The organism is Microvirga sp. TS319, assembly GCF_041276405.1.
Taxonomy (GTDB): Bacteria; Pseudomonadota; Alphaproteobacteria; order Rhizobiales; family Beijerinckiaceae; genus Microvirga.
Map to the genome: position 1 here is coordinate 614,531 of NZ_JBGGGT010000002.1, position 22,743 is coordinate 637,273.

21 protein-coding genes are annotated in these 22,743 nt (G+C 65.1%); 11 read left to right on the forward strand and 10 right to left on the reverse strand.

Annotation, left to right across the window (positions count from 1 at the left end; genetic code table 11):
• The first annotated feature begins 34 nt into the window (after window positions 1–34).
• The 4 genes from AB8841_RS12295 (at window position 35) to AB8841_RS12310 (ending at window position 4,449) form a co-directional block, all read left to right on the forward strand.
• Window positions 35–1,777, forward strand: coding sequence for an ABC transporter permease (locus AB8841_RS12295; RefSeq protein ID WP_370436129.1), 1,743 nt, complete (start codon window positions 35–37; stop codon window positions 1,775–1,777).
• A gap of 29 nt (window positions 1,778–1,806) precedes the next feature.
• Window positions 1,807–2,904: an ABC transporter ATP-binding protein gene (locus AB8841_RS12300; RefSeq protein ID WP_370436130.1), complete on the forward strand. Its 1,098-nt coding sequence runs from the start codon at window positions 1,807–1,809 to the stop codon at window positions 2,902–2,904.
• A 187-nt stretch (window positions 2,905–3,091) separates the two neighbouring features.
• Complete coding sequence (gene gph / locus AB8841_RS12305; protein WP_370436131.1) at window positions 3,092–3,760, forward strand: phosphoglycolate phosphatase; 669 nt, start codon at window positions 3,092–3,094, stop codon at window positions 3,758–3,760.
• Between the two features lie 59 nt (window positions 3,761–3,819).
• Window positions 3,820–4,449 carry a histidine phosphatase family protein gene (locus AB8841_RS12310; RefSeq protein ID WP_370436132.1) on the forward strand — a complete coding sequence of 210 codons (630 nt, stop codon included), beginning with the start codon at window positions 3,820–3,822 and terminating at the stop codon, window positions 4,447–4,449.
• Between the two features lie 218 nt (window positions 4,450–4,667).
• Here the strand turns inward: AB8841_RS12310 and AB8841_RS12315 are convergent, their stop codons facing one another.
• The 7 genes from AB8841_RS12315 to AB8841_RS12345 are packed head-to-tail and all read right to left on the reverse strand — an operon-like array spanning window position 4,668 to window position 11,298.
• Entirely contained in the window at window positions 4,668–5,720 is a 1,053-nt protein-coding gene (locus AB8841_RS12315) for a polyamine ABC transporter substrate-binding protein (protein ID WP_370436133.1), read from the reverse strand.
• Window positions 5,717–6,892, reverse strand: a complete 1,176-nt coding sequence (locus AB8841_RS12320; protein WP_370436134.1) for an NAD(P)/FAD-dependent oxidoreductase — start codon at window positions 6,890–6,892, stop codon at window positions 5,717–5,719. The genes AB8841_RS12315 and AB8841_RS12320 overlap by 4 nt, the downstream gene beginning before the upstream one ends.
• Window positions 6,889–8,265 carry an NAD(P)/FAD-dependent oxidoreductase gene (locus AB8841_RS12325; RefSeq protein WP_370436135.1) on the reverse strand — a complete coding sequence of 459 codons (1,377 nt, stop codon included), beginning with the start codon at window positions 8,263–8,265 and terminating at the stop codon, window positions 6,889–6,891. The genes AB8841_RS12320 and AB8841_RS12325 overlap by 4 nt, the downstream gene beginning before the upstream one ends.
• Window positions 8,262–8,552: a (2Fe-2S)-binding protein gene (locus AB8841_RS12330; protein ID WP_370436136.1), complete on the reverse strand. Its 291-nt coding sequence runs from the start codon at window positions 8,550–8,552 to the stop codon at window positions 8,262–8,264. Before AB8841_RS12330 ends, AB8841_RS12325 begins: the two co-directional genes overlap by 4 nt.
• A gap of 11 nt (window positions 8,553–8,563) precedes the next feature.
• A complete protein-coding gene (locus AB8841_RS12335; protein ID WP_370436137.1) occupies window positions 8,564–9,358 on the reverse strand; it encodes an ABC transporter permease in 795 nt (264 codons plus the stop codon).
• 5 nt (window positions 9,359–9,363) lie between these two features.
• A complete protein-coding gene (locus AB8841_RS12340) occupies window positions 9,364–10,224 on the reverse strand; it encodes an ABC transporter permease (RefSeq protein ID WP_370436138.1) in 861 nt (286 codons plus the stop codon).
• A gap of 9 nt (window positions 10,225–10,233) precedes the next feature.
• Window positions 10,234–11,298: an ABC transporter ATP-binding protein gene (locus AB8841_RS12345; protein ID WP_370436139.1), complete on the reverse strand. Its 1,065-nt coding sequence runs from the start codon at window positions 11,296–11,298 to the stop codon at window positions 10,234–10,236.
• Window positions 11,299–11,475: 177 nt separating this feature from the next.
• Here AB8841_RS12345 and AB8841_RS12350 point away from each other — a divergent pair, with 177 nt between their 5' ends.
• On the forward strand, window positions 11,476–12,288 hold the full coding sequence (locus AB8841_RS12350) for an IclR family transcriptional regulator (RefSeq protein WP_370436140.1): 813 nt from the start codon (window positions 11,476–11,478) through the stop codon (window positions 12,286–12,288).
• A 153-nt stretch (window positions 12,289–12,441) separates the two neighbouring features.
• Here the strand turns inward: AB8841_RS12350 and AB8841_RS12355 are convergent, their stop codons facing one another.
• Window positions 12,442–13,980, reverse strand: a complete 1,539-nt coding sequence (locus AB8841_RS12355; protein ID WP_370436141.1) for a sulfatase — start codon at window positions 13,978–13,980, stop codon at window positions 12,442–12,444.
• Between the two features lie 292 nt (window positions 13,981–14,272).
• Here AB8841_RS12355 and AB8841_RS12360 point away from each other — a divergent pair, with 292 nt between their 5' ends.
• The 6 genes from AB8841_RS12360 (at window position 14,273) to AB8841_RS12385 (ending at window position 19,560) form a co-directional block, all read left to right on the forward strand.
• Window positions 14,273–15,052, forward strand: coding sequence for a helix-turn-helix domain-containing protein (locus AB8841_RS12360; protein WP_370436142.1), 780 nt, complete (start codon window positions 14,273–14,275; stop codon window positions 15,050–15,052).
• 193 nt (window positions 15,053–15,245) lie between these two features.
• Window positions 15,246–15,980 carry an ABC transporter permease gene (locus tag AB8841_RS12365; RefSeq protein WP_370439256.1) on the forward strand — a complete coding sequence of 245 codons (735 nt, stop codon included), beginning with the start codon at window positions 15,246–15,248 and terminating at the stop codon, window positions 15,978–15,980.
• Complete coding sequence (locus AB8841_RS12370; protein WP_370436143.1) at window positions 15,977–16,762, forward strand: ABC transporter ATP-binding protein; 786 nt, start codon at window positions 15,977–15,979, stop codon at window positions 16,760–16,762. Before AB8841_RS12365 ends, AB8841_RS12370 begins: the two co-directional genes overlap by 4 nt.
• 34 nt (window positions 16,763–16,796) lie before the next feature.
• Entirely contained in the window at window positions 16,797–17,768 is a 972-nt protein-coding gene (locus AB8841_RS12375) for an aliphatic sulfonate ABC transporter substrate-binding protein (RefSeq protein WP_370436144.1), read from the forward strand.
• Between the two features lie 104 nt (window positions 17,769–17,872).
• The gene (locus AB8841_RS12380) at window positions 17,873–18,802 is read left to right on the forward strand and encodes a sulfite exporter TauE/SafE family protein (protein ID WP_370436145.1); all 930 of its coding nucleotides are present in this window, start codon (window positions 17,873–17,875) and stop codon (window positions 18,800–18,802) included.
• Window positions 18,799–19,560, forward strand: a complete 762-nt coding sequence (locus AB8841_RS12385) for a TIGR02186 family protein (protein ID WP_370436146.1) — start codon at window positions 18,799–18,801, stop codon at window positions 19,558–19,560. The genes AB8841_RS12380 and AB8841_RS12385 overlap by 4 nt, the downstream gene beginning before the upstream one ends.
• A 58-nt stretch (window positions 19,561–19,618) precedes the next feature.
• Here the strand turns inward: AB8841_RS12385 and AB8841_RS12390 are convergent, their stop codons facing one another.
• Both AB8841_RS12390 and AB8841_RS12395 read right to left on the reverse strand, forming a co-directional pair.
• Window positions 19,619–21,145, reverse strand: coding sequence for a DHA2 family efflux MFS transporter permease subunit (locus tag AB8841_RS12390; RefSeq protein WP_370436147.1), 1,527 nt, complete (start codon window positions 21,143–21,145; stop codon window positions 19,619–19,621).
• A 9-nt stretch (window positions 21,146–21,154) separates the two neighbouring features.
• Window positions 21,155–22,321: an efflux RND transporter periplasmic adaptor subunit gene (locus tag AB8841_RS12395; RefSeq protein ID WP_370436148.1), complete on the reverse strand. Its 1,167-nt coding sequence runs from the start codon at window positions 22,319–22,321 to the stop codon at window positions 21,155–21,157.
• Window positions 22,322–22,743 lie beyond the last annotated feature (422 nt).

Consider the following 22,743-nt stretch of genomic DNA (forward strand, 5'->3'; position numbering starts at 1 on the left):
CAAAGGCCCTTTTTGACTTTTGAGGAGTGCGTCCATGGCTGGCGCCACCACCGCGGGGCGAGCGCGACTGCCGTTCGCGTCGTCCACGTCTTTCCTGAAATCGTCGGCATCGCCGGGCCAGATCGCCCTGGCCTTCGGGATTGTCCTTTTTCTCGTCCTTTTCCTCATCGTGCCTGTCGGAACGGTGATCTACGTCGCCTTCACCGAGAAGGGGACGGGTGAATTCACCCTCGTCAATTTCCTCGATTTCGCCCGGACGGACCTGTTCATCCGCTCGTTCTGGAATTCCGTCTACGTGTCCGCGATGGCGGTGGTCGTCGCGTCGGTCTTCGCGCTGCCGCTAGCCTACATCACCACGCGCTTCGAATTCCGCGGCGCGATGCTGATCCAGACGCTGGGCTTCCTGCCGCTGATCATGCCGCCTTTCGTCGGCGCGGTGGCGATGCTTCTGCTATTCGGCCGCAACGGGACGGTGAACCTGCTCCTCGACGATTGGTTCGGCATCAAGATCCCCTTCATGGAAGGGCTGAACGGCGTCATCTTCGTGCAGGCCGTGCATTATTTCCCCTTCATCCTGATCAACCTCTCGGCGGCCCTGCGCAACATCGACCGGGCGATGGAGGAGGCGGCGCAGAATCTCGGCAGCTCCGGCTTCCGCCTGTTCCGCCGCATCGTGTTTCCGCTCGCCATGCCGGGCTACATCGCAGGCGCGTCGCTCGTCTTCGTCAAGGTCTTCGACGATCTGGCGACGCCGCTGCTCCTGAACGTCAAGGACATGCTCGCGCCGCAGGCCTATCTGCGCGTCACCTCCATCGGCATCGCGGATCCGATGGGATACGTGATCTCCGTCGTGCTGATCTGCATGTCGATCCTGGCCATGTGGATCTCGGCGCGGGCCATGCGTGGCAAGGATTACGCCACCGTGCAGCGGGGCGGCGGCGGCCTGGCGAAGCGCCGGATGCGGCCGTGGGAAAGCGCCATCGCGTATGGGGCCGTCCTGCTCATCCTGTTCCTGGTGCTCGCACCACATATCGGGCTTCTGCTGCTCTCCTTCGCGACTGTCTGGTCCTTCAGTCCGCTGCCCGACGCCTACACTCTTGCGCATTACGGGCGCGTGTTCGGCGAGAGCTTCGTCTACGTCAAGAACACGATGATCTATGCCTCCATCGCGGGCCTGATCGACGTCGTTCTCGGCACGGCCATCGCCTATCTGGTGCTCAGGACGAAGCTCATCGGCCGCGAATGGCTCGACTGGGCGGCGACCGCCGCGCTGGCGATTCCAGGCGTCGTGCTCGGCATCGGCTACTTACGCACCTTCTACGGCGTGCGGCTGCCCGACGGCACTCCGCTCGCGGCGCTGTGGATCATGATCGTGCTGGCTCTGGCGATCAGGCGCCTGCCTTACGCTCTGCGTGCCTGCTATGCGGCCCTGCAGCAGATCTCGGTCTCGCTCGAGGAAGCGGCCGAGAATCTCGGCGCCACCAAGCTGCGCACGATCCGGCGCATCGTGCTGCCGCTGATGGCGGGCGGTATCCTGGCGGGCTTCGTCACGAGCTTCGCCACTGCCGCCGTTGAGCTCTCGGCGACGCTGATGCTCGTTCAGTCGAATGCGGACGCGCCTCTCGCCTATGGCCTCTACGTCTTCATGCAGTCGGCGGCGGGCCGCGGTCCCGGTGCGGCTTTGGGCGTCATCGCGGTCCTGCTCGTCGCCCTGTGCACCTTCGCGTCCCATCTGATCATCGAAAAAAGTCAAAAGGCCAAAGCGGCCGGGCGCTGACCGCGTCCGGACCTGAGGAAACGACACCCATGAACCAGCCTTTTCCCATCTCGTCGCTCGGGGCGAACGCCGTCGACGTCGACATCCGAAACGTCGACCTGTCCTATGGCTCCAATCATGTTCTCAAGGGCATCAACCTGCATATCCGACCGGGCGAGTTCTTCGCCTTTCTCGGACCCTCCGGCTGCGGAAAGACGACGCTGCTGCGCCTCATCGCCGGGTTCAACCAGGCCGACGGAGGCGAGGTCCTGGTCGGCGGCCGCGACGTGTCGCGCCTTCCACCCTGGAAGCGCGACGTCGGCATGGTCTTCCAGTCCTATGCCCTGTGGCCGCACATGACGGTGAGGCGCAACGTCGCGTTCGGACTCGAGGAGCGGAAGGTCCCGAAAGCCGAGATCGACAGGCGCGTCATGGCCGCGCTGGAACTCGTCGGTCTCGCGCACCTCGCCGACCGGCGTCCTTCCCAATTGTCTGGAGGCCAGCAGCAGCGCGTCGCCGTTGCCCGGACGATCGCCATCGAGCCGAAGGTGCTTCTCCTCGACGAGCCCCTGTCCAATCTCGATGCGAAGATGCGCGTGCAGGTGCGGCGGGAATTGCGCGATCTCCAGCAGAGGCTCGGGCTGACGACGATCTTCGTCACGCACGACCAGGAGGAAGCCAACACGATCTGCGACCGGATCGCCGTCATGAACGACGGCATCGTGCAGCAGGTGGGAACCCCCATGGAGCTCTATGAGAAGCCCGCCAATCTGTTCGTGGCGAATTTCCTCGGCACGGCCAACATTCTGCCGGGCCGCGTGGTCCGGGAGGGGGGCGAGCGCTTCTTCGACATCGAGGGCGGCGTGCGCCTGCCGATCCCGGCGCAGGTGGTCGTGCCGGAGGGGGCCAAGCTGGTCTTCCGGCCCCAGCATGCGTCTTTGGGCAAGGACCGGGCGAGCGATGTCTTGCTGCCGGGCACCATCGTGCACAGCGAGTTTCTCGGTTCGACGCTCCGCTACGGAGTGAGAATCGGAGCCGCGGAGGTATCCATCGACACGCCGTTCCATTCGGGCGAGGCGCTCCACGAGCCGGGTTCCCCGGTGGAGATCGGCCTGTCCCTGCGCTCGGCCCTCTGGCTCGCGTCCTGAGACGACCGATGCGGAAGGGGGCGCCCCCTTCCGCTCTGGCTATCCTGTTCCATCCACATCAGTGCATCGTGCGAAAAAGTGGCCCCGGTTTTTCGCCAGAACGATGTGCTCTTTCCAGGAAGGAAGCATCGGATGGAATCCCAAAAGTGGATTCCACTTTTGGGTCCGATGCTCTAGTACCCAAGGCATGTCCAAGCTGAAAGCCATCATCTTCGATCTCGACGGAACCCTCGTCGACAGCGCGCGCGACCTTCAGGACGCGACGAACGCCCTCTTGGCGGAAGAGGGACTGCGGCAGATCAGTCTCGACGAGACCAAGTCCATGATCGGGGACGGAGCCGCCAAGCTCGTGGAGCGCGCCGTCCTGGCGACGGGAGGCGATGTGACGCGCATTTCGGCGTTTGTTGCCCGCTTCCTCGAGATCTACCAGGCGAATGCCTCCCGGCATACCGAGGCCTATCCCGGCGTGGCGGACACGCTGGTGGGCCTGCGGCGTCTGGGGCTTCCCCTGGCGGTCGTCACCAACAAGCCCCATGCGGCCACCATGGACATCCTGGAGGCGCTCGGACTGCGCGGCTATTTCGACGCGGTGATCGGGGGCGATACGCTGCCTGAGCGCAAGCCGCATCCGGCGCCGGTCCTGATGGCCCTCGGACAGCTCGGCGTGGCGCCCGAGGCGGCTCTCATGGTCGGAGACAATTATCACGACGTGCAGGCGGCCCGCGCGGCGGGCGTGCGTGCCTTCGCGGTCACCTACGGCTACAGCCACAAGCCGCACGCGGAGCTGGGCGCCGATCGTCTCATCGCGACCATGGCCGAGTTGCTCCCCATCGTGGAAGGCGGCCTCGCGGCCTGACTTTTCCGAACGATTGCGTCCCACGGCAGGCTCGCCGATCTGATCAGGAAACGCGCATCATGAGATTGACCCTGGTTCGCCACGGCGAGACCATCTGGAATGCCGAGCGACGCCTGCAGGGGCACGCGGATGCTCCCCTGTCGGAGCGCGGGATCGGTCAGGCCCGGCGCGCGGCCGAATTCTTCGCGGGCGCGCCTGCTCCGAGCCTCGTCGTATCGTCGGATCTGAGCCGGGCGCGTCACACGGCCGAGCTTCTCGGCTTCTCGGCCTTCGCCACCGACCGCCGTCTGCGAGAGATGGATCTCGGCGACTGGACGGGCCTGTGGATCGAGGACATCGAGGCGTCCGACAAGGGGGCCTATCGCGACTGGCGGCTCGGGGCCTCGACGCCCCCTCGCGGCGAGGAATGGGAGCCGTTCTGCGCAAGGGTCGGGGATGCGCTCCGGGACGCGATCGGTCGGTCCGAGGGCGACATCGTGATCGTCACTCACGAAGGCGTGGTGCGCGCGGCCTGCGCGATCCTGGTCGGCCTGCCGCCGTCCCGGCTCGCACCCATTCCCCCGGCGGCCCTCACGATCTTCGACATCGACCGCGCGGCGCCATCATACCCGGCGCGCCTCGTGGCGTTCAACATCGCGCCGTCTCCGGTCGATCTGAGAACGCAGGGCCTCGATCACGCGCCGGTCTGATGCTCCAGCGCATCGTGCGAAAAAGTGGCCCCGGTTTCTCGCAAGAACGATGCGCTCATCTCAGAAGGGAGCATCGGATGGAATCCCAAAAGTGGATTCCACTTTTGGGTCCGATGCTCTCGGCCAAAGAAAAGAGCTGATTCCACTCCGGTGAAATCAGCTCTGGCCTATCCGGTGAAAGCGGACGCGTGACGCGTCCGCTCGTTCTCACGCGAGCATCAGCGCTCGATGGTCTTGTTCCAGCGGTTGTTCCATTCCGGCCGCTTTTCGTTGATCGCGTCCCAATCGAGGGTGACCGCGGTCTTCATGTCCTCGTGGAACTTCTTGAGCTTGGCTTCCGCTGCCGGCGTGGGCGCCTTGGCGTTCACGTTGGAGGGAATGATGTTGCCGTGCTCGAGCGCCTTGCTCTGGGCCTCGGGCGACAGGAGATAGGCGGCCAGCTTCTGCGCCAGCTCGGGCTCGCTGTTGTTGGCGATGACGCACTCGGTCACCATCAGGACGACGGAGCCTTCCTTGGGCTGCGCGTACTCGACCGGGATGTTCTTCTCCTGATGCGCCGCGACGGCGGTGGGCGTCAGGGGGAAGATCGCGGCCTCGCCGGTCTGCACCATTTCGGAGATCTTGGCCGAGCTCGGAATGTATTCGAGCACGTTCTTGCCGATGGTGTCCTTGAACTTCGAGAAGCCGGGCTCGACGTTCTGCTCGTTGCCGCCCTGGATCCGGTTGAACATCAGGAATGCGTGAAGGCCGAAGGAGGACGCTGCCGCCGACTGGAAGACGACCTTGCCCTTGTACTTCGGATCGGCGAGATCCATCCAGGAGGTCGGAGGCGCCCAGCCGTTCTCGTCGAACATCTTCTTGTTGTAGGCAAGGCCCGTCATGCCGAGGTCGATGCCGATCGCCATGTCGTTCTTCAGCCGGGCGCCCGGGGCGAGATCGGCCAGAACCGGAGAATCCTTGACCTTCTCGCAGAGCCCGGCGCCGATCGCGCGCACCATGACGCCGTCGTCGAGGAACATGATGTGCATCTGGGGATTGCCCTTGGATGCCGTGGCCTTCGCCAGGATGTCGGAGGACGTGCCCGGGACGACGACGATCTTCACGTCGTTCGCCTTCTCGAAATCAGGGAAGACGTGCTGCGTATAGGTTCGTTCGAAATTGCCGCCGTTCATGCCGACATAGAGCGTCTTGGTCTGCGCCTGGGCGGCTCCGGTCGCGGTGGTCGCGAGTGCCGCGAAGGCGACAGCCTGCAGAAGTCTGGTCCTAGTCACTTGGATGTTCCCCTTGTCGTTGGCTCTGAAACGCTCCCCGGGCGGAGATCCATCTCCGCTGGGGCGAAACGATCGATGGCGAAAGATTGGATCGGCGTGCGGCTTTCGCCGTCACGGACGAGTTCGGCCAGGACTTCGCCAACTCCCGGCGCGATTTGGAATCCGGCTCCGGAGAAGCCGAATGCGTGAATGAGGTTCGGTGTCGTGCGGCTGAAGCCGATCACCGGGTTCCGGTCCGCCGTCTCACCTTCCGTTCCGCTCCAGAACCGGATCGCATGAGCATGGCGCAACGCGGGAAAAAGCGCTGCGGCGCGGCTCATGATGGTCATGGCGCCGGCACTCGTCGGACGCGAGAAATCCATGTCGGCATTCGCTTCGCCGCGCATGCCGCCGACGATGCAGTTGCCGCGCTCCACCTGGCGCGCATAGATGCCGCCGCCTTCCGCTCCGATATTCACGCTCATGAACGATCCCATGGGTTCGGTGACGATCATGCTCGGGTAGATCTTCTTGAGCGGAACCTGATCCCCGAACGCTTCCGCGAAGCGTCCTGCCCAGGCGCCGGCGCTGTTGATGACGAAGCGCGCCCTGATGTCGATTCCCCTCTCGGCTGACAGGTGGAAGCCTTCCCGTGCCGTCTCGACATGCAGCACGGGCGTCTGTTCGAGAACGTCGGCTCCGGCCCGCCGGGCCGCATGCGCGAAGGCTGCGGACACTAGGCGCGGATTGGCGTGCCCGTCGCCCGGACAGAGCGACGCACCGGCGATGTCGCCTGCGATCCAGGGGAAGCGCTCACGCAGCCGGTTATGCCCGATGAGTTCCAGATCGAGGCCTAGTCCCGCAACCCGGGCGGCATAGGCCTCGAGAGACGCCATCTCGGCTTCGGTCCTCGCCAGCTTGAGATGACCGGAGCGCACGAACTCTCCGTCGATGCCGATGACGTCCTTCAGACGCGGCCAGATCGCATGGGCACGCTGCGACAGGGCGATCTGCTCGGGCGGGCGGCCCTGGCGGCGCACGCCGCCATAGTTCACGCCGCTCGCCTGCGCGCCGCAGAAGCCCTTGTCGAGGAGCACGACGGAGAGCCCCATGCGCCGAAGGGCCAGCGCCGCCGAGCTGCCGACGAGGCCGCCGCCGATGATGGCTACATCCTTGTCGAGGCGGAGGCTCATGCGGTCTCTCCTTCGCTCACGATCGCGAGGGGAAGCGGCTTCACCGGTGGCTGGGCGCGCAGACGGCCCACGGCCGCCACGGGCCGGCCTCCGGCGGCCGCCAGAACTTCGGCGGCGGCGGTTGAACACATGCGCCCCTGGCACCGTCCCATGCCGATTCGCGTGAGCGCCTTGAGACGATTGAGCTCGGATACGCCCTGGTCGCGTGCGGCGTGACGCACCTGGCCCACCGAAATCTCTTCGCAGCGACACAGGAGAACGTCGTCCTCGACGCTGCTCGCCCAGGCGGTCGGGAACGGGAAGGCCGCCTCGAGCACGTCCCGGAACCGGCGAATGCCTTCGAGCCTGCGCTCCAGGTCCGCAACCCGCGCGCGGTCGACGGCCAAACCGGCATCCTCGAGGAGTGCGAGAGCCGCGCGTTCGCCGGCGAGTTCCGCGGCGTCCGCGCCGGCGATGCCGGCACCGTCGCCCGCAATGTAGATGCCGGCCATACTGGTGCGCCCCGCGGCGTCGCGCTCAGGCCGCCAGGCGCGATCCCGTTCGTCGAAAACGAAGCGGCAGCCGGCGAGGTCCGCCAGTTGCGTCTCGGACCGGAGAGCGAAGCCGTAGCCGACGGCATCGCAGGCGAGACGGCGCTCACGTCCGTTCTCGCGCCAGACGACCGCGCCGACGCGGCCCTCACCCTCGATCCGGGCAGGCTCGACGCCGAAGCGGACCGGAACGCCGCGCGCCATGAGTTCGGCCACATAGCGCAGGCCGCGGACGACGACGCCCGGCTGCGACAGCGCACCGCGTGCAAGATGCAGTTTCGCCAGGAACGGTGCCGTATCGAGGACGGCGGCAACCTTGGCTCCGGCTTTCATGTATTGCCAGGCGACGAGATAGAGCAGGGGCCCCGAGCCGAGGAAGACGACATTCTCACCGATGGCGCAGCCCTGTGACTTCAAGGCAATCTGCGCGCCTCCGAGGGTAAAGACGCCCGGCGTCGTCCAGCCCCGGAAGGGAACCACGCGATCGGTCGCGCCCGTGGCGAGGATGAGATGCGTGAACGGAAGACGGCGGTTGCGGCCGCCCTTCATGGTATCGGCTGTCCTGTCGCGGATGTGCCAGACCAGGCTTTCGGGGAAGTAGTCGATCTTGTCCCGGATCCGGTCGAAGGCATGATGGAGAGCAGTCGCCTTGCCGGCTTCGGACCCGTAGAGATCGCGAGGACCGCGTTCGTCCGGAACGAGCCGCTGCCGGTAGATCTGGCCGCCCGCGGACGGCGCCTCGTCGACGACGGCCGGCCTGATGGCGGCGGCCACGAGAGCCTGCGCGGCGCGGATGCCCGCGGGCCCGGAGCCGACGATCAGCGGTTGAAGGGCATCGCTCACGATCGCGGCTCCGAAACGGTTTGGAGATTCATTCCTTCCTCCAGGGGCGTGCTGCAGGCCCGGATGCGACTGCCGTCGGCCGTCAGAACCCAGCAATCCTGACAGGCTCCCATCTGACAGAAGCCCGCGCGCGGCTCCCGCGAGAAGTCGCTGGAGCGCAGGCGGTCGGACTGGGTGAGGATGGCGGTCAAAACCGTGTCGCCCGCTCGTCCGGTGCAGGGCTCGCCGTTCAGCGAGAAGGCGATGGCAGGCAGGTTGTGTCGAGCGAGGCGCTTGAGGAGAGCCATGGTCGTTTCCTTCAGCGCTGTCCGACGAGGATGCGGTCGAGACCGAACGCACGGTCGAGGACGATCATCGCGGTCGCCGTCAGGGCGATCATGAGAGCCGAGACGGCTGCCATCATCGGATCGATGGATTCCGTCGCATACATGTACATGCGCACGGGCAACGTGATCGTCGCCGGCGACGTGACGAAGATCGACATCGTGAGTTCGTCGAAGCTGTTGATGAAGGCCAGCAGCCAGCCGCCGGTGATGCCGGGCAGGATCATGGGAGCGGTGATGCGGCGGAACGTCGTCCACTGGTTCGCGCCGAGCGTCAGGGCCGCCTGTTCGGCGCTGCGGTCGAGCCCCGACAGCGCGGACAGCACGAGGCGCAGCACATAGGGCGTCACGATGATGATGTGCGTCGCGACGAGCCACGCGAAGCTGCCCGTCGCGCCGATGAGCGCGAAGAGGCGAAGGAACGCGACGCCGAGCACGAGATGGGGAATGATCAGCGGCGACAGGAAGAGGGCATTCAGGAAGTCTCTGCCCGGGAACGTGTAGCGGCTGATCGCCAGGCCCGCCGGCACGGCGAGCGCGACCGCCAGCGTCGCGGAGAATGCCGCGAGCCAGATGCTGTTCCAGAACGAGGTCACGAAATCCGGATGCTCGAAGATGGCCTTGAACCAGCGCAGCGACAGGCCGGCGGTCGGCAGGCTCAAGGTGTTCTCGGGCGTGAAGGCGACCAGACAGATGACGACGAGCGGGGCCAGGACGAAAGCCACCACGAGCGTGTGAAAGATGAGGGCGACGGGACCGTTCTTTTGCATGGGGATCACCCGAGTGTCCGGCGCGCGCGAGCTTCGACCATGCGGTTGTAGGCCAGCATGATGCATAGATTCGCGACGAGCACGATGATCGCGATCGTGGCTCCGAGGGGCCAGTTCAGCTCCTGCAGGTATTCGTCGTAGACCAGCGTCGCCGCCATCTTGAGACGGCGCCCGCCGAGCAGGGCCGGAACCGCGAAGGCGCTTGCCGACAATCCGAACACGATGAGGCTGCCGGACAGCATGCCGAGCGAGACCTGGGGCAGAACGATCCGGCGAAGAGCCGTGAAGCGCGAGGCGCCGAGCGTCCAGGCGGCGGCTTCGACCATGGGATCGAGCTTCTGCAGGGCCGTCCAGACGGGAATGACCATGAAGGGCAGCATCACGTGGACGAGAGCGATGACAATGGCGGTTTCGGTGTAGAGGATCTTGGCCGGCGCCAATCCGAGGGCCGCGAGGGCCTGATTGACGAGCCCCTGCGAGCCGAGGAGCATGCTCCACCCGAACGTGCGCACGACGACGGAGACGAGCAGCGGACCGATGATGACGAGCAGGAAGATCGACCGCCACGGATCGCGCATCCGCGACAGGATGTAGGATTCAGGGACCCCGATCACGGCGCAGATGAGCGTCGTCAGGAACGCGATCCGCAGGGTTCTCCAGAAGACGCTGAGATAATACTCGTCCGTGACGACGGCGGCGTAATGGGAGAGCGTGAAGCTGTTCTGGATGCCGGTGGAATAGTCGTAGACGTGAAACGACAGGATCACGGTCAGCGCGAGCGGCAGCAGCACCAGCCCGGTGAAGAACAGGGCGCCGGGGCCAGCGAGCAGCCACGGAACAGATATGAGAGGGGAGCGCCGGGTCATCTTGACACCTCACGCGGCCACGGCATTGCCGGGCATGATGCGCAGATTGGAGGGCGCCCAGTCGAGACCGACGGGAGAACCTTCCTTCGGTGGTTCGTCCCCCTGGTTTGGCGTGGAGACGGTCATCGTGCCGAGAGGGGTCTCGACCGTGAAGAGCCACTGGCTGCCGAGGAAGAAGCGGCTCGCGATGCGGCCGTCGAGACGGCCCGCGCCGGCCGTGCGGAGCAGGATCTTCTCGGGACGGATCGACAGTGTGACCGGCTCTCCGGCCACAATCTCCGGCGCGGCTGCCTCCAGAAGAAAGCCGTTGACGTCCACGGCGCCGGACGCACCGTCGCGGCGCCAGGTTCCGGCGATGAGATTGGTCTTGCCGACGAAGGACGAGATAAAGGCGTTCGAAGGCTGCTCGTAGAGACGGTAGGGCGCGTCCACCTGCGTCATTCGCCCGGTTTCCATGACGACCACCCGGTCGCTGATGGAAAGGGCTTCGGCCTGGTCGTGAGTGACCATGATGGTCGTCGTGCCGACCTTGCGCTGGATCCGCCGCAGCTCGAACTGCATCTCCTCCCGCAGCTTGGCGTCGAGATTGGAGAGAGGCTCGTCGAGCAGCAGGACGGGTGGCGCGATGACAAGGGCGCGGGCGATGGCGACGCGCTGTCTCTGGCCCCCCGACAATTGGCGGGGAAAGCGATCGGCGAAGGAGGAAAGCTGCACGAGCGAAAGCGCGTCGCGCACGCGCTCCGTGCGCTGTGCCTGCGGCACCCGCCGCATTTCGAGGCCGAAGGCGACGTTCTGCGCAACCGTCATGTGGGGAAAGAGGGCATAGCTCTGGAAGACCACGCCCAGGCCGCGCCGGTTGGGCTTTTCATGGGTGATGTCGCGACCGTCGAGCGAGATCCGTCCCCGGGTCGGTTCGACCAGCCCGGCGACCATCTGGAGCGTCGTCGTCTTTCCGCAGCCCGAGGGGCCGAGAAGGGAAACGAACTCGCCCTTGTCGATCTCCAGATTGAAGTCTCGCACGGCAGTGAACGGGCCGAATTCCTTGGAAACCCCTTCGAGTGTCAGGAACGCCATACAATCCTCCGATCATTGCAGCGCCTCAGACCGCAGCCCCTTTCAGCGCAATGCCCAGGCCCAAATCACGGACATGCGCCGGAGCAAGTCAACACTTCGGTTCCGCTTCGCGAAATTTTTTTGAAATTTATTTCAGGTAGCGTAAGAGTGATTTGATATAGAGGTAAGGAATTTCAGTTGGCGGAAGATACTGTATCCGGAGTGAGGCGTTCGCTGAACCTTCTGAAGGTTCTCGGGGCCGGGGATCCCCAAGGCATGCGCCTGACCGACATCGCCGTTGAAGGCGACATGAGCCAGCCCAGCGCCCATCGCGCCCTGAAGGCTCTGATGGCCGAAGGGTTCGTCGAGCAGGTCGAGGCAAGCCGCCGGTACAGGCTCGCCCTCGACTTCTTCGTGCTGGCGGCGCGTGCGGCCCATGCCGGCGGCCTGCGCGGCACGGCGCGACCAGCGCTCCTGCGCCTGTCCTCGACCTTGAGCGACAGCGTCTTTCTGCTGGTCCGCAACGGCTTCGACGCCGTCTGCCTGGATCGCGTGGAGGGTCCGTTCCCAATCCGGACCTTCACGGGCGATATCGGCGGCAAGGTGCCGCTCGGGATCGGGCAGGGCAGCCTCGCCATCCTGTCCTATCTGCCGGAGGACGAGCGCGAGACGATCATCCGCTTCAACGTCCCGCGTCTCCTCGACCGGGGCAGTTTTGACGAGGTCGGCCTGCGGATGGAGATCGAAACCGTGCGCAGGACCGGATTTGCCGGCCTCAATACGGGCCTCATCCCCGGCATGGCCGGTGTCGGGGTGCCTATCCTCGACACGGAGGGTCGCGCCGTGGCGGCGTTGAGCATCGGAACGCTCTCCAACCGCCTGGAGGGGGATCGTCTGCCGCTGGTGGTCGCGCTGCTGCAGAAGGAGGCGCGCGAGATCGGCCGCCAGCTCAACCCGTTCGATCCGACCCTACGCTACCCTGCCCGAAGCCTCGGAACGGGAGCGGCATGACCGCTCGGGCGGGCCGACGGAGGATTGAGCGGGAGGAAACGGGATGCGGGGCGCTGAGAGCGCCCTGTCTTCCTGCCCGGCCGGGGCCGACGGAGGCTCCGGACGATCTCGCGCATCGCGCCGTGGCAGGCTGCTGCAGCACGACAAGTGACGCTATCTCCTGCCTTGCAGGACCGCCGCGCTGTCGTGGGCGGGAAGATCGCCGATCTCCGCCATCTTGTCGTCCAGCTTCTGCAGCATCCGCTCGAACACGTCCGCATAAGCCGGGTCGTCGGCGCGGTTGTAGAGTTCGAACGGATCCTCATCGCAGTCGAACAATTCCCATTCCGGCGGCTCGCTGCTCCCGTGGGCGCCCTCCTGGCCGAGCGGATCGTTGTACCAGTAGATCAGCTTGTAGCGCGCGTCGCGCACGCCGTAATGGGCATAGGCGTTGTGGAATTCGTCCTTGTGCATCCAGTAGCGGTGATAGGCGACCTCCTGCCAATCGGGGCCCGTGGCCTCCTCGAAGAGCGGCTTCAGGCTCGTGCCCTGCATGTAGCTCGGAATGCGCACGCCCGCGTAGTCGAGGAAGGTCGGGGCGAAATCCACGTTGGTGGCGATCTGTCTGGAAATGGCGCCTGCCGCGATGCCTTTCGGATAGCGGACGAGGAAGGGCATCTGGAGCGATTCCTCGTACATGAACCGCTTGTCGAACCAGCCGTGCTCGCCCAAAAAGAAGCCCTGGTCCGACGTGTAGATGACGATCGTGTTCTCGGCCAGGCCGGTCTCGTCGAGATAATCCAGGAGACGGCCGACATTCTCGTCGATCGACGCGACGGTGCGAAGATACCGCTTGATGTAGCGCTGATACTTGAACCCGGCGAGCGCGGCCGGGTCCCGGAACGTGAAACTCCGGCCGGTCTCGGCGTCGATCAGGGTGAGTTCTTCCCCCTCCGTGAGTTCGGGAACCTTGCGGCCGGTCCAGCCCTCCAGAATGAGCTCGCCGACCTCCGATCCGCCTTCCGGCTGGACCAGGCCGAGATCGTCGTAGGTCATGTCCTGGCGGATCCGCATCTTCGCGGCCGCCGCGGCCGCCGCCCGGTTCGCGTAATCGTCCGTGAAGGTCTCCGGGATCGGAAGGTCCTCATCGGCCCAGAGCGAGCGGTGTTTCGGATGCGGCGCGAAGTTGCGGTGCGGTGCCTTGTGGTGGCACATCAGGAGGAAGGGGCGCTCGGTGTCGCGGTCGCGAAGGAAGTCCAGGCATTTGTCCGTGATGATGTCCGTGACGTAGCCGCGTTCGGTGCGCCGCTGTCCCATCTCGATCATCACGGGATCGAAATAGGCTCCCTGGCCCGGCACGACGGACCAGCGGTCGAAACCGGTCGGCTCGTGGGCGGGGCCTTCGCCGAGATGCCACTTCCCGAAGATGCCCGTCTGATAGCCGGCGGCGCGCAAGTGCTTGGCGACGTTGGGCAGGCGGTTGTCGATATGGGTGTCGAGGGTCGTGACGGCGTTCACGTGGTTGTAGGTGCCGGTGAGGATCGCGGCCCGGCTCGGCGTGCAGATCGAGTTCGTCACGTAGCAGCGGTCGAGCCGCATGCCCTCCTGGGCGAGCCTGTCGATGTTCGGCGTCTGATTCAAGCTCTGGCCATAGCTCGAGATCGCTCGCGCCGCATGATCGTCGGACATGATGAAGAGAATGTTGGGTCGCATGGTGTGGTTCACGGCTTTGTGGGTGGCGGTCACAGGAGGAGAGGCAGGACGGGACGACGGACGCGCCGATACGGGCCCGCCCGTTGCAGGCACGGAAGCTGCGGGCCAGCGGCGTTCGCCTCGCGGTCTTGGCGGGACATGGCGTGCAACCTTCAGGGCCCGTTGCAGCGAATGTGCGATCGGCTCAACGGCCGCAACCCGGGCATGGCGGCTTCAAAGGACGTTTCTTGACCCCTGCTGATACTTCATATATGAAAACTAATCAACCACATTTGGAAGATGCTTCCGTCACATGTCCGAACCTGTCCGCAGAACGCTGAGCGTCCTGGAGTTCTTCGCTGGCAGCCCTGGGGAGGCCTTCACCCAGGCTCAGATTGCGGATGCTTGCGGTATCTCGGGCGCCACGCTGCACCGGATCATCAAGACCCTGGAGGATGGCGGCTACATTTTTCGCGACAGCTCCAAGCGCTATCGCTGCAATCTCGTGTTCCGGAAACTGATCGGACTTCCCCCCGAATATTCCGAGGCCCTCGCCAAGGTCGTGTCGTCGATCGTGAAGGAGACGAAGCAGTCGTGCGAGGCCATCGTCGTGCGCGGAAACGAGTTCGAGTGGTATCACAAGGAGGAGCACGCCGAGCTGTCGGTGCAGATCCGCGCGCGCACCGGTTACCGGCGCGGCATGAACGAGCTCGACTCCCTGTCCCGTCTCTATCTGAGCGGCCTCGGATGGGCGGAGGTCGAGCGCCGTTTCGATGTCGATGCGTTCTACCGGACCGGGATCCGTCATGAACTCGTCACATCCGCCGAAGCGCGCAGGATCGTCGAGGCCGCCGATCCACAGGGCGTCGAATACGATATCGAGGGCAACCGGCGCATCGTGCGCCGCTTCGCGACGAGCGTACGAGGGCCGCACGGTGAATGGCTTCACATCCTCAGCATCGCCGAGGCCGCATACCCGCTCACCGACGAGGCGGGTCACGTTCAAAAGAACATCGCCATCCTGAACAAGGGGCGCCAAGACCTCGAGCGATACGCCCGCCAGCTTTCGGAAATCCCGCATGCGGCCCAATAGACAATTCCAAGCACGGTGGCCGCGATGGCCTTGACGCGACGGACCGGTGCCGGTCTCGACCATGTCCGGGCGTGCGCGAAGCCACGTCGGAAACAACAATGATGTTTGCCTGCGGGGGAGGACGCACGTGATGAGCAGATCGATGAGAAACCTGCCGCGGCCTCGGCCCATCCGGCGGTTCGCACCGCCGACGATGGTGGTGTTGAACGTTCTGGCCGTATGCGGCGGGATTCTCGCCTGGGGCGCAGTCGTCACGTTCGGCAAGGTCGTTCTGCCCGGGCCGCTGCAGGTGCTCGGCCGCGCGGGAGAGCTTCTGGCAAGCGGCCAGCTTCCGAAAGATCTGCTCGCCAGCCTCCAGCGGGTTCTGACCGGTTTCGCGCTGGGCGTCCTGCTCGCCATTCCGGTCGGATTCCTGATGGGGTGGTATAAGGTCGCGCGCGGCCTGATCGAGCCCTTCGTCCAGTTTTTCCGGATGATTCCACCCTTGGCCGTCATCCCACTCGCGATCGTCACGATGGGCATCGGCGAGACGCCAAAGGTGTTCGTGATCTTTCTCGCGTCGTTCCTGTCGAGCGTCGTCGCCACCTATCAGGGAGTGGTGAGCGTCGACAGGACCCTCATCAACGCCGCTCGCGTGCTCGGTGCGAGCGACGCGACGATCTTCAGGCGCGTCATTATCCCGGCATCGACGCCCTTCATTCTCGTGGGCATGCGGATCGGCCTCGGATCGGCCTGGGCGACCGTCGTTGCGGCGGAGCTGATCGCGGCGCAATCGGGTCTCGGCTTCCGCATGCAGCAGGCGCAGCTCTTCTACGATCTTCCGACGATCTTCGTCAGCCTCGTGACGATCGGGGCGATCGGCCTCCTCATGGATCGTCTGCTCCTCGGCGTGGAGAAGCGGCTCACCCAGTGGCAGGAGAGACTATGAACACCAAGATCTCTTTCAGGAACGTGTCGCGCCGGTTCGATCTCGCCGGAAGCTCGTTCCTGGCGCTCGACCGGCTGTCCCTGGACGTCGCCGATGGCGAGTTCGTGACGGTCGTCGGGCCGTCGGGGTGCGGAAAGTCCACGGCGTTGAACATCGCCGCCGGCCTCGTCGAGCCCAGCAGCGGCGAGGTCCTCGTCGACGGCCGCAGCGTTCGCGGCCCCGGGCCCGAGCGGGGCGTGATCTTTCAGCAATACGCCCTGTTTCCCTGGCTGACGGTCAGAGAGAATGTCGAATTCGGGCTCCGGATCGCCAGGAAGGGGGCCAGGGAGCGGCGGGAGATCGCGGACCATTTCATCAAACTGGTCGGTCTCGAGCGCTTCGCGGATGCTCTTCCCAAGACGCTCTCGGGCGGAATGCGACAGCGCTGCGCCATCGCGCGCGCCTATGCGGTCAATCCGACGATCCTTTTGATGGACGAGCCGTTCGGTGCGCTCGATGCGCTGACCCGCGTCCAGATGCAGGTTCAGCTGCTTCAGACATGGAGCCGCGAGCGCCGGACGATCATGTTCATCACCCATGATGTGGACGAGGCCGTGTATCTCGCGAACAGGGTCATCGTGATGGCCGCGCGTCCGGGGCGGCTCTACGAGATCATTCCCGTCGATCTGCCCTATCCGCGCACCGAAGAGATCCGGCTCTCGCCGGAATTCACTGCCATCCGCAACCGCGTATGGCATGCCGTTTATCACCAGCCGGCGATGACGGCGGAGGCAAACGTATAAATGCAAATGTACAAATGAAGGAGGAAAGAGGGACATGACCAGCCTATCACGCCGCAAATTCGTCGCAGCTGCCGGTGTCTCGGCCGCGGTGCTCTGGAGTGGAAGCCCGAGGCGGGCTCTCGCGGCCGAGACCGTCCGGATGGGATACATCGCCGATTTCAACGGGGCCAGCCTCGCGGCGATCGCCACCGATCAGGACCTCTGGTCGCAGCAGGGTCTGACACCGGACCTGAAGGTCTTCACCAACGGCCCGATTCAGATCCAGGCCCTCGGCGCAGGGAGCCTCGATTTCGGCTATATCGGCCCAGGGGCCCTGTGGCTGCCGGCCAGCGGCCGCGCCAAGGTGATCTCGATCAACACGCTCGGATTCAGCGACCGTGTCATCGCCCAGGCCGGCATCAAGACCATCGCCGACCTGAAGGGCAAGAAGGTCGGTGTGCCGGAGGGAACGTCGGGCGACATGCTGCTGCGTCTCGCGCTGCAGAAGCAGGGCATGAGGCCCGATGACGTCGAACTCGTGCGCATGGATCCCAGCACGGTGGTCGCGGCCTTCGCCAGCAAGCAGGTCGATGCGGCCGGCATCTGGTACCCGCTCGTGGACGTCATCAAGGACCGCGTTCCAGATCTGAACGAACTCGCCAAGAACGGTGACTTCTATCCTGCGCTCGCCTTCCCGAGCGCCTTCGTGGCGCGGAACGAGGTCGCCGACGATCTGACGAAGAAAGTCGTCGCCGTCCTGAAGAAAGCCAACGATTTCCGGGCGAGCAATCTCGACAAGGCCATCGAGATCACGTCGAAGTTCATCAGCATCCCGGCCGACAAGCTCGCGGTGGAGGCGAAGAACTCCAAGTTCCTCACCACGGCGGACCTCAACGCCCAGACCAAGGACGGAACCGCCGCCGGCTGGCTCACGAAGATGAACGAGATGTTCAAGGATTTCGGCCGCGTGTCGAGCCCGCTGGATCCGAAGGAATATTTCCGGGCCGATCTGTATACCTCCGTCTGATACGGCATCGGAGCGGATCGACGATCCGCTCCGGACGCCGGCTCGAACGGCGCGGCCGAGGGCCAATCGTTACGAAGACGCCAAGAGCTGGAACAAGGAAGACCGTGACCCTATACCTCCCGATCGCCGAGATGCCGGTGAGCATCCTGCTCATCTTGGGGATGAGCGCAGCGGTGGGCTTCATCTCCGGTCTGTTCGGCATCGGAGGCGGCTTCCTGATGACGCCCCTCCTCATCTTCCTCGGCATCCCTCCCGCAGTCGCGGTCGCCACCCAATCGGCCCAGATCGTCGCGTCCTCGACCACCAGCGTTCTCGGGGCGCTCCGGCGCAACGCGCTCGATCACAAGCTCGGCGCCATCCTGGTCGCCGGGGGGCTTGTCGGATCGGCACTCGGCGTCTGGTTCTTCGCCGCCGTCCGGCGGGCAGGTCAGCTCGATCTCGTGATTGTCCTTTCCTACGTGACGCTGTTCACGGTCGTCGGCAGCCTCATGCTGAAGGAAAGCATCCGCGAATTCTGGCACAAGCGGAATGGCGGCGCCGTGCGCCTGAGGCGGCAGGCTGGCCGGCATGCCGCCTATCTCGGCTGGCCGCTGCGGATGCGCTTTTATCGCTCCAAGCTCTACGTGAGCGTCATCCCGATTCTCGGGCTCTCGCTCTTCATCGGCTTCGCCGGGGCTCTGCTCGGCATCGGCGGCGGCTTCATCGTCGTGCCGGCGCTCCTTTACATCTTCCGCGTGCCGACGAATGTGGTCGTAGGCACATCCCAGTTCCAGATCGTCTGCACGACCCTCGTCGCCCTTATCCTGCATGCAATCACCAACCAGGCGGTCGATCTGGTTCTCGCGATCCTGCTCATCGTGGGCGGCGTCTTCGGGGCCCAGTTCGGCGCGCGCATGGGGCGTCATCTGCGGGCGGAGCTGTTCCGCTTCCTTCTCGCTATCCTGCTGCTCGCCGTGGGCCTGCGCTTCGGCCTCGAACTCGTGCTCCGGCCGGACGAGCCCTTCTCGATCACCGTGCAGGAGGTGCGCACATGAGGGCGCTCGGCCTCCTCCTGATGTTCATGTTCGCTGCCGTCCCCGCCGCGGCCGAGACCCTGATCACGTCGCTGTCGAGCCACCGGGTCCTGATCAACTCGAATTATACCGGCACGCAGATCGCGGTTTTCGGAGCCATCGAGCGCGATGCCCAGACAGTCGCCCGGGCGACGGGCTTCGACGTGGTCGTCACCGTCCGCGGCCCCCGGCAATTTCTCACCGTGCGCGAGAGAGAGCGGCTCGGGCCGATCTGGATCAATCAGGACCAGCAGAAATTTCCCTCCGTTCCGGCCTATATCGGCGTGCTGAGCTCCAGGCCCGTTGCGGAGATCACCAGCGATCAGCTGCGCGAGCGGCAGAAGATCGGCCTTCAGGCGATCGTCAACGCCAACGATTTCACCTATTCGGCGGATGGCACGGACAAGCCTTTCCGCGAGGCGCTCCTGCGTCTCAAAATGCAGGAGGGATTGTATCTCGAAGACGAGCGGGGGGTGACCTTCCTCACGCCGGACATCTTCCGGGCCAGCATCCCGCTGCCGGCGATCGCCCCTCCGGGCAATTACGAGGTCGAGGTCACTCTGTTTGCCGACACGGTCATTCTCGCCCGGACTCATACCGATTTCGAGCTGGTGAAGACCGGTTTCGAGGAGCAGGTGGGCGTCGTCGCCCGGGACTGGTCGCTGCTCTACGGCCTGGCGACAGCCGCGATCGCCATCTTCTTCGGCTGGCTCGCCAGCGTCATCTTCCGGCGGGACTGAGGGGTCCGGGCTGACCAAGGGCGGCCGGAGAGCATCGCGGTTCAAGCGATCCGACGCTCTAGCTGCCGCGGCCGGTGGGATTCCTCCGCATCAGGAAGACGAGCGGGATGATGACGATGGCGGCGTACATCATCAGGAGGAAGTTGTCCGCATAGGCGATGCTCGACGCCTGGAGCTGGACCATGCTGTCGAGGTTGGCGCGGCCCGTGGGCGTCTGGAGCTGAAGCAGTGAGCCGTATTCGCGCACGCCGGGGCTGAACGGAGTGAGGTTCGTGACGATTTCCGCATGCATGATCGTCGTGTTCCGGGTGAGCAGGAACGACGTGAAGCTGATGCCGATGCTCGACCCGATGTTGCGCATCAGGCTGAAGAAGGCCGTCCCCTGGGTGCGCAAGGCGGGCGCAAGGGTCGTAAACGTCAGCGTGCTCAGCGGCACGAAGACGAGCCCGAGGCCGAAGCCCTGGATCATGCCGGTGCGGATGATTGCGCCCTGCGAGACGTCGGGCGTGAAGGCGGACATTTCGTAAAGTGCGAAAGCGGTCAGAACGAGCCCGAAGACGATGAGCCAGCGGGCGTCGAGATAACGGATGAGCTGGCCCACGAGCACCATGGAGACCATGGTGCCGATCCCGCGCGGCGCGAGCACGAGGCCTGCGGTCAGCACGGGATAGTTCATGAGGCGTTCGAGGTAGGGCGTCAGCAGCGCCAGCGTTGCGAGCAGGATCGCGCCGATGCAGAAGATGAGGAGCTGGCCGACGACGAAATTCCGGTCCTGGAACATGCGGGGTTCCAGAAACGGCCGCCGCGCCGTGGTGAGATGCACCACGAACATGTAGGCGGCCAGCACCGCCAGGGTCGCTTCGATCCAGATCTCGGTCGCCTCGAACCAGTCGATCTGCTCGCCCCTGTCGAGAAACATCTGCAGCGATCCGATCGCGAGGCTCAGAAGCGCGAAGCCGAAGAGGTCGAAGGGTTGCGGTGCGGCCCGCGGCGGCTCGGGCAGGAAGATGTAAAGGCCCGCCACGGCCAGGAGCCCGATCGGCAGGTTCACGTAGAAGGTCCAGCGCCAGTTATAGGCCTCCGTGAGCCAGCCGCCCAGGGACGGGCCGATGATGGGCCCCAGCATGACGCCGAGCCCGAAGATCGCCATGGCCTGGCCCCGGCGCTCGACCGGATAGGTGTCGAGCAGCACGGCCTGAGCCAGGGGCACCATGGGGGCGCCGAAGATCCCCTGCAGCAGCCGGAACAAGACCATCTGGTCGAGCGACTGCGCCGCGCCGCAAAGGACGGATGCGGAAATGAAGCCCGCCACCGAAATCAGGAACAGCCGCCGTCGCCCCAGGCGGTTCTCCAGGAATCCGGTGGTCGGGGTTACGATGGCGGCGGCGACGATGTAGGACGTGAGCACCCAGTTGATCTGATCCTGAGTCGCCGCCAGGGTGCCCTGCATGTAAGGCAGGGCGACATTGGCGATCGTGGTGTCGAGCGCCTGCATCAGGGCGGCCAGCATGACGCAGGCCGTGATGGCGAGCCGGTTGCTGCCGGCGGAGGCGGCGGTTGGTGCGGGCGCTGCCGTGTCGGTCATGGCCCGCTCCTAAACGCTTTGCCAGATATCACGCCACAACCCGGACAGGGAGCGCTCCTGGCCGGTATCGATCGACACGGTGGCGCTCATGCCCGCACGCAGCTGAGGACCGTCGTCGAGCTGCCGCACGCTGATCTGCACCGGAATACGCTGAACCACCTTCACCCAGTTGCCGCTTGCGTTCTGCGGAGGGAGCAGCGCGAAAGTCGCCCCGCTCGCGGGATTGATGCTCTGAACCTGCCCCTGGAACGTAACGTTGGGATAGGCATCCACTTCGATGGTCACGGGATTGCCGACGCGGACATTCGTCAGGTCGGTTTCCTTGATGTTGGCTTCCACCCAGACGGATGTGGTGGAGACCAGGCTGACCGCCTGCTGTCCGGAACTGAGGAACATGCCCACCTGAATGGTATCAACGTTGGTGACGATGCCGGCGAAAGGCGCGCGCACTTCGGTCAGCCGCAGGTTGCGCTGCGCCGTATCCACATTGGCTTGCGCCTGCCGGTATTGCGGCCTCTGGTCCAGGGGTTCGTCTCCGTCGCCTCCGAGCTGCGCGAGGATCGTCGCCGCCTCCTCGCGCGCCGTCGCGAGGGCGGCCTGCGCGACCGAGAGGTTGCGCTGAGCCTCGTCGAGCTGTGCCTGCGAGGACACCCCCCGCCGTACGAGATCGTGAATGCGGTTGAAGTCGGTCTGGGCGTAATCCAGATTGGCCTGCGCCTGTTTGACCTGCGCCTGCCGGCTGCGATAGGTCTCGATCATCCCGGACAGCTGATCGCGTGTCACGCCAAGCTGCGCCTGCGCGCCCGCCAAGGCAATCCGATACGGTTCCTGGTCGATAGTGAAGAGCAGGTCTCCCTCCCGGACCCGTTGATTGTTGTGCACCGAGATCTGGGCCACGAGCCCCGTGACCTGGGGCGAGATCGATACCGTATTCGCCTGAACATAGGCGTTCTCCTCGGACACGTATCGCCCGCCCGAGAGATAGAACGCCAGGGCAGCCACCGCGACCACCAAAGGTCCGAGGACGAGAAGAACCCGCCGCAGCCACGGGCGACGCTTGCCCTCGGCCGGGGGAGGCGCGGCGTCCTGGGCAGGTTCGGGCGCGACCCGAGGTTCCGGCGGTGGGGCGCCCTCGGGCGCGCGCCGGGCGTAGGAAGCAGTCTGCGCATCGGTCATCAGGCCTTACTCCTGGACATTCGGAAGAGCGGCATGGCCTTAACGCCGGAGAACGGCAATGGATCGTGCCCGCCCGGCCGAATGGGGGAGAGGTGGTTTGGTCCGCACTTCGGGGTGGGACACGAGGGATGGGCCGGGAGGGGAGGGCCGGGAGGGGAGGACCGGCAGGGCCGGCAGGACCGGGAAACGGCCAAGCCTCGCATGAGCGCCCACAAGGGCCAATAGGCTTGGCGTTAACCTTCCCGACAAGGAAACGCCCGGGGAGACGCGAGACGGGTTGATTTGGCGACGCTGACACAGAATTCTGGAGAGGCTGGCGTTATACCAGCGATGGCGGATTGGACGCTGCACGGTCAGTGGCAGTTCAAGGCATGATGCCGCTCCGCCATACCGGTGCGAACCCGGTATGTTCCCCACATTTC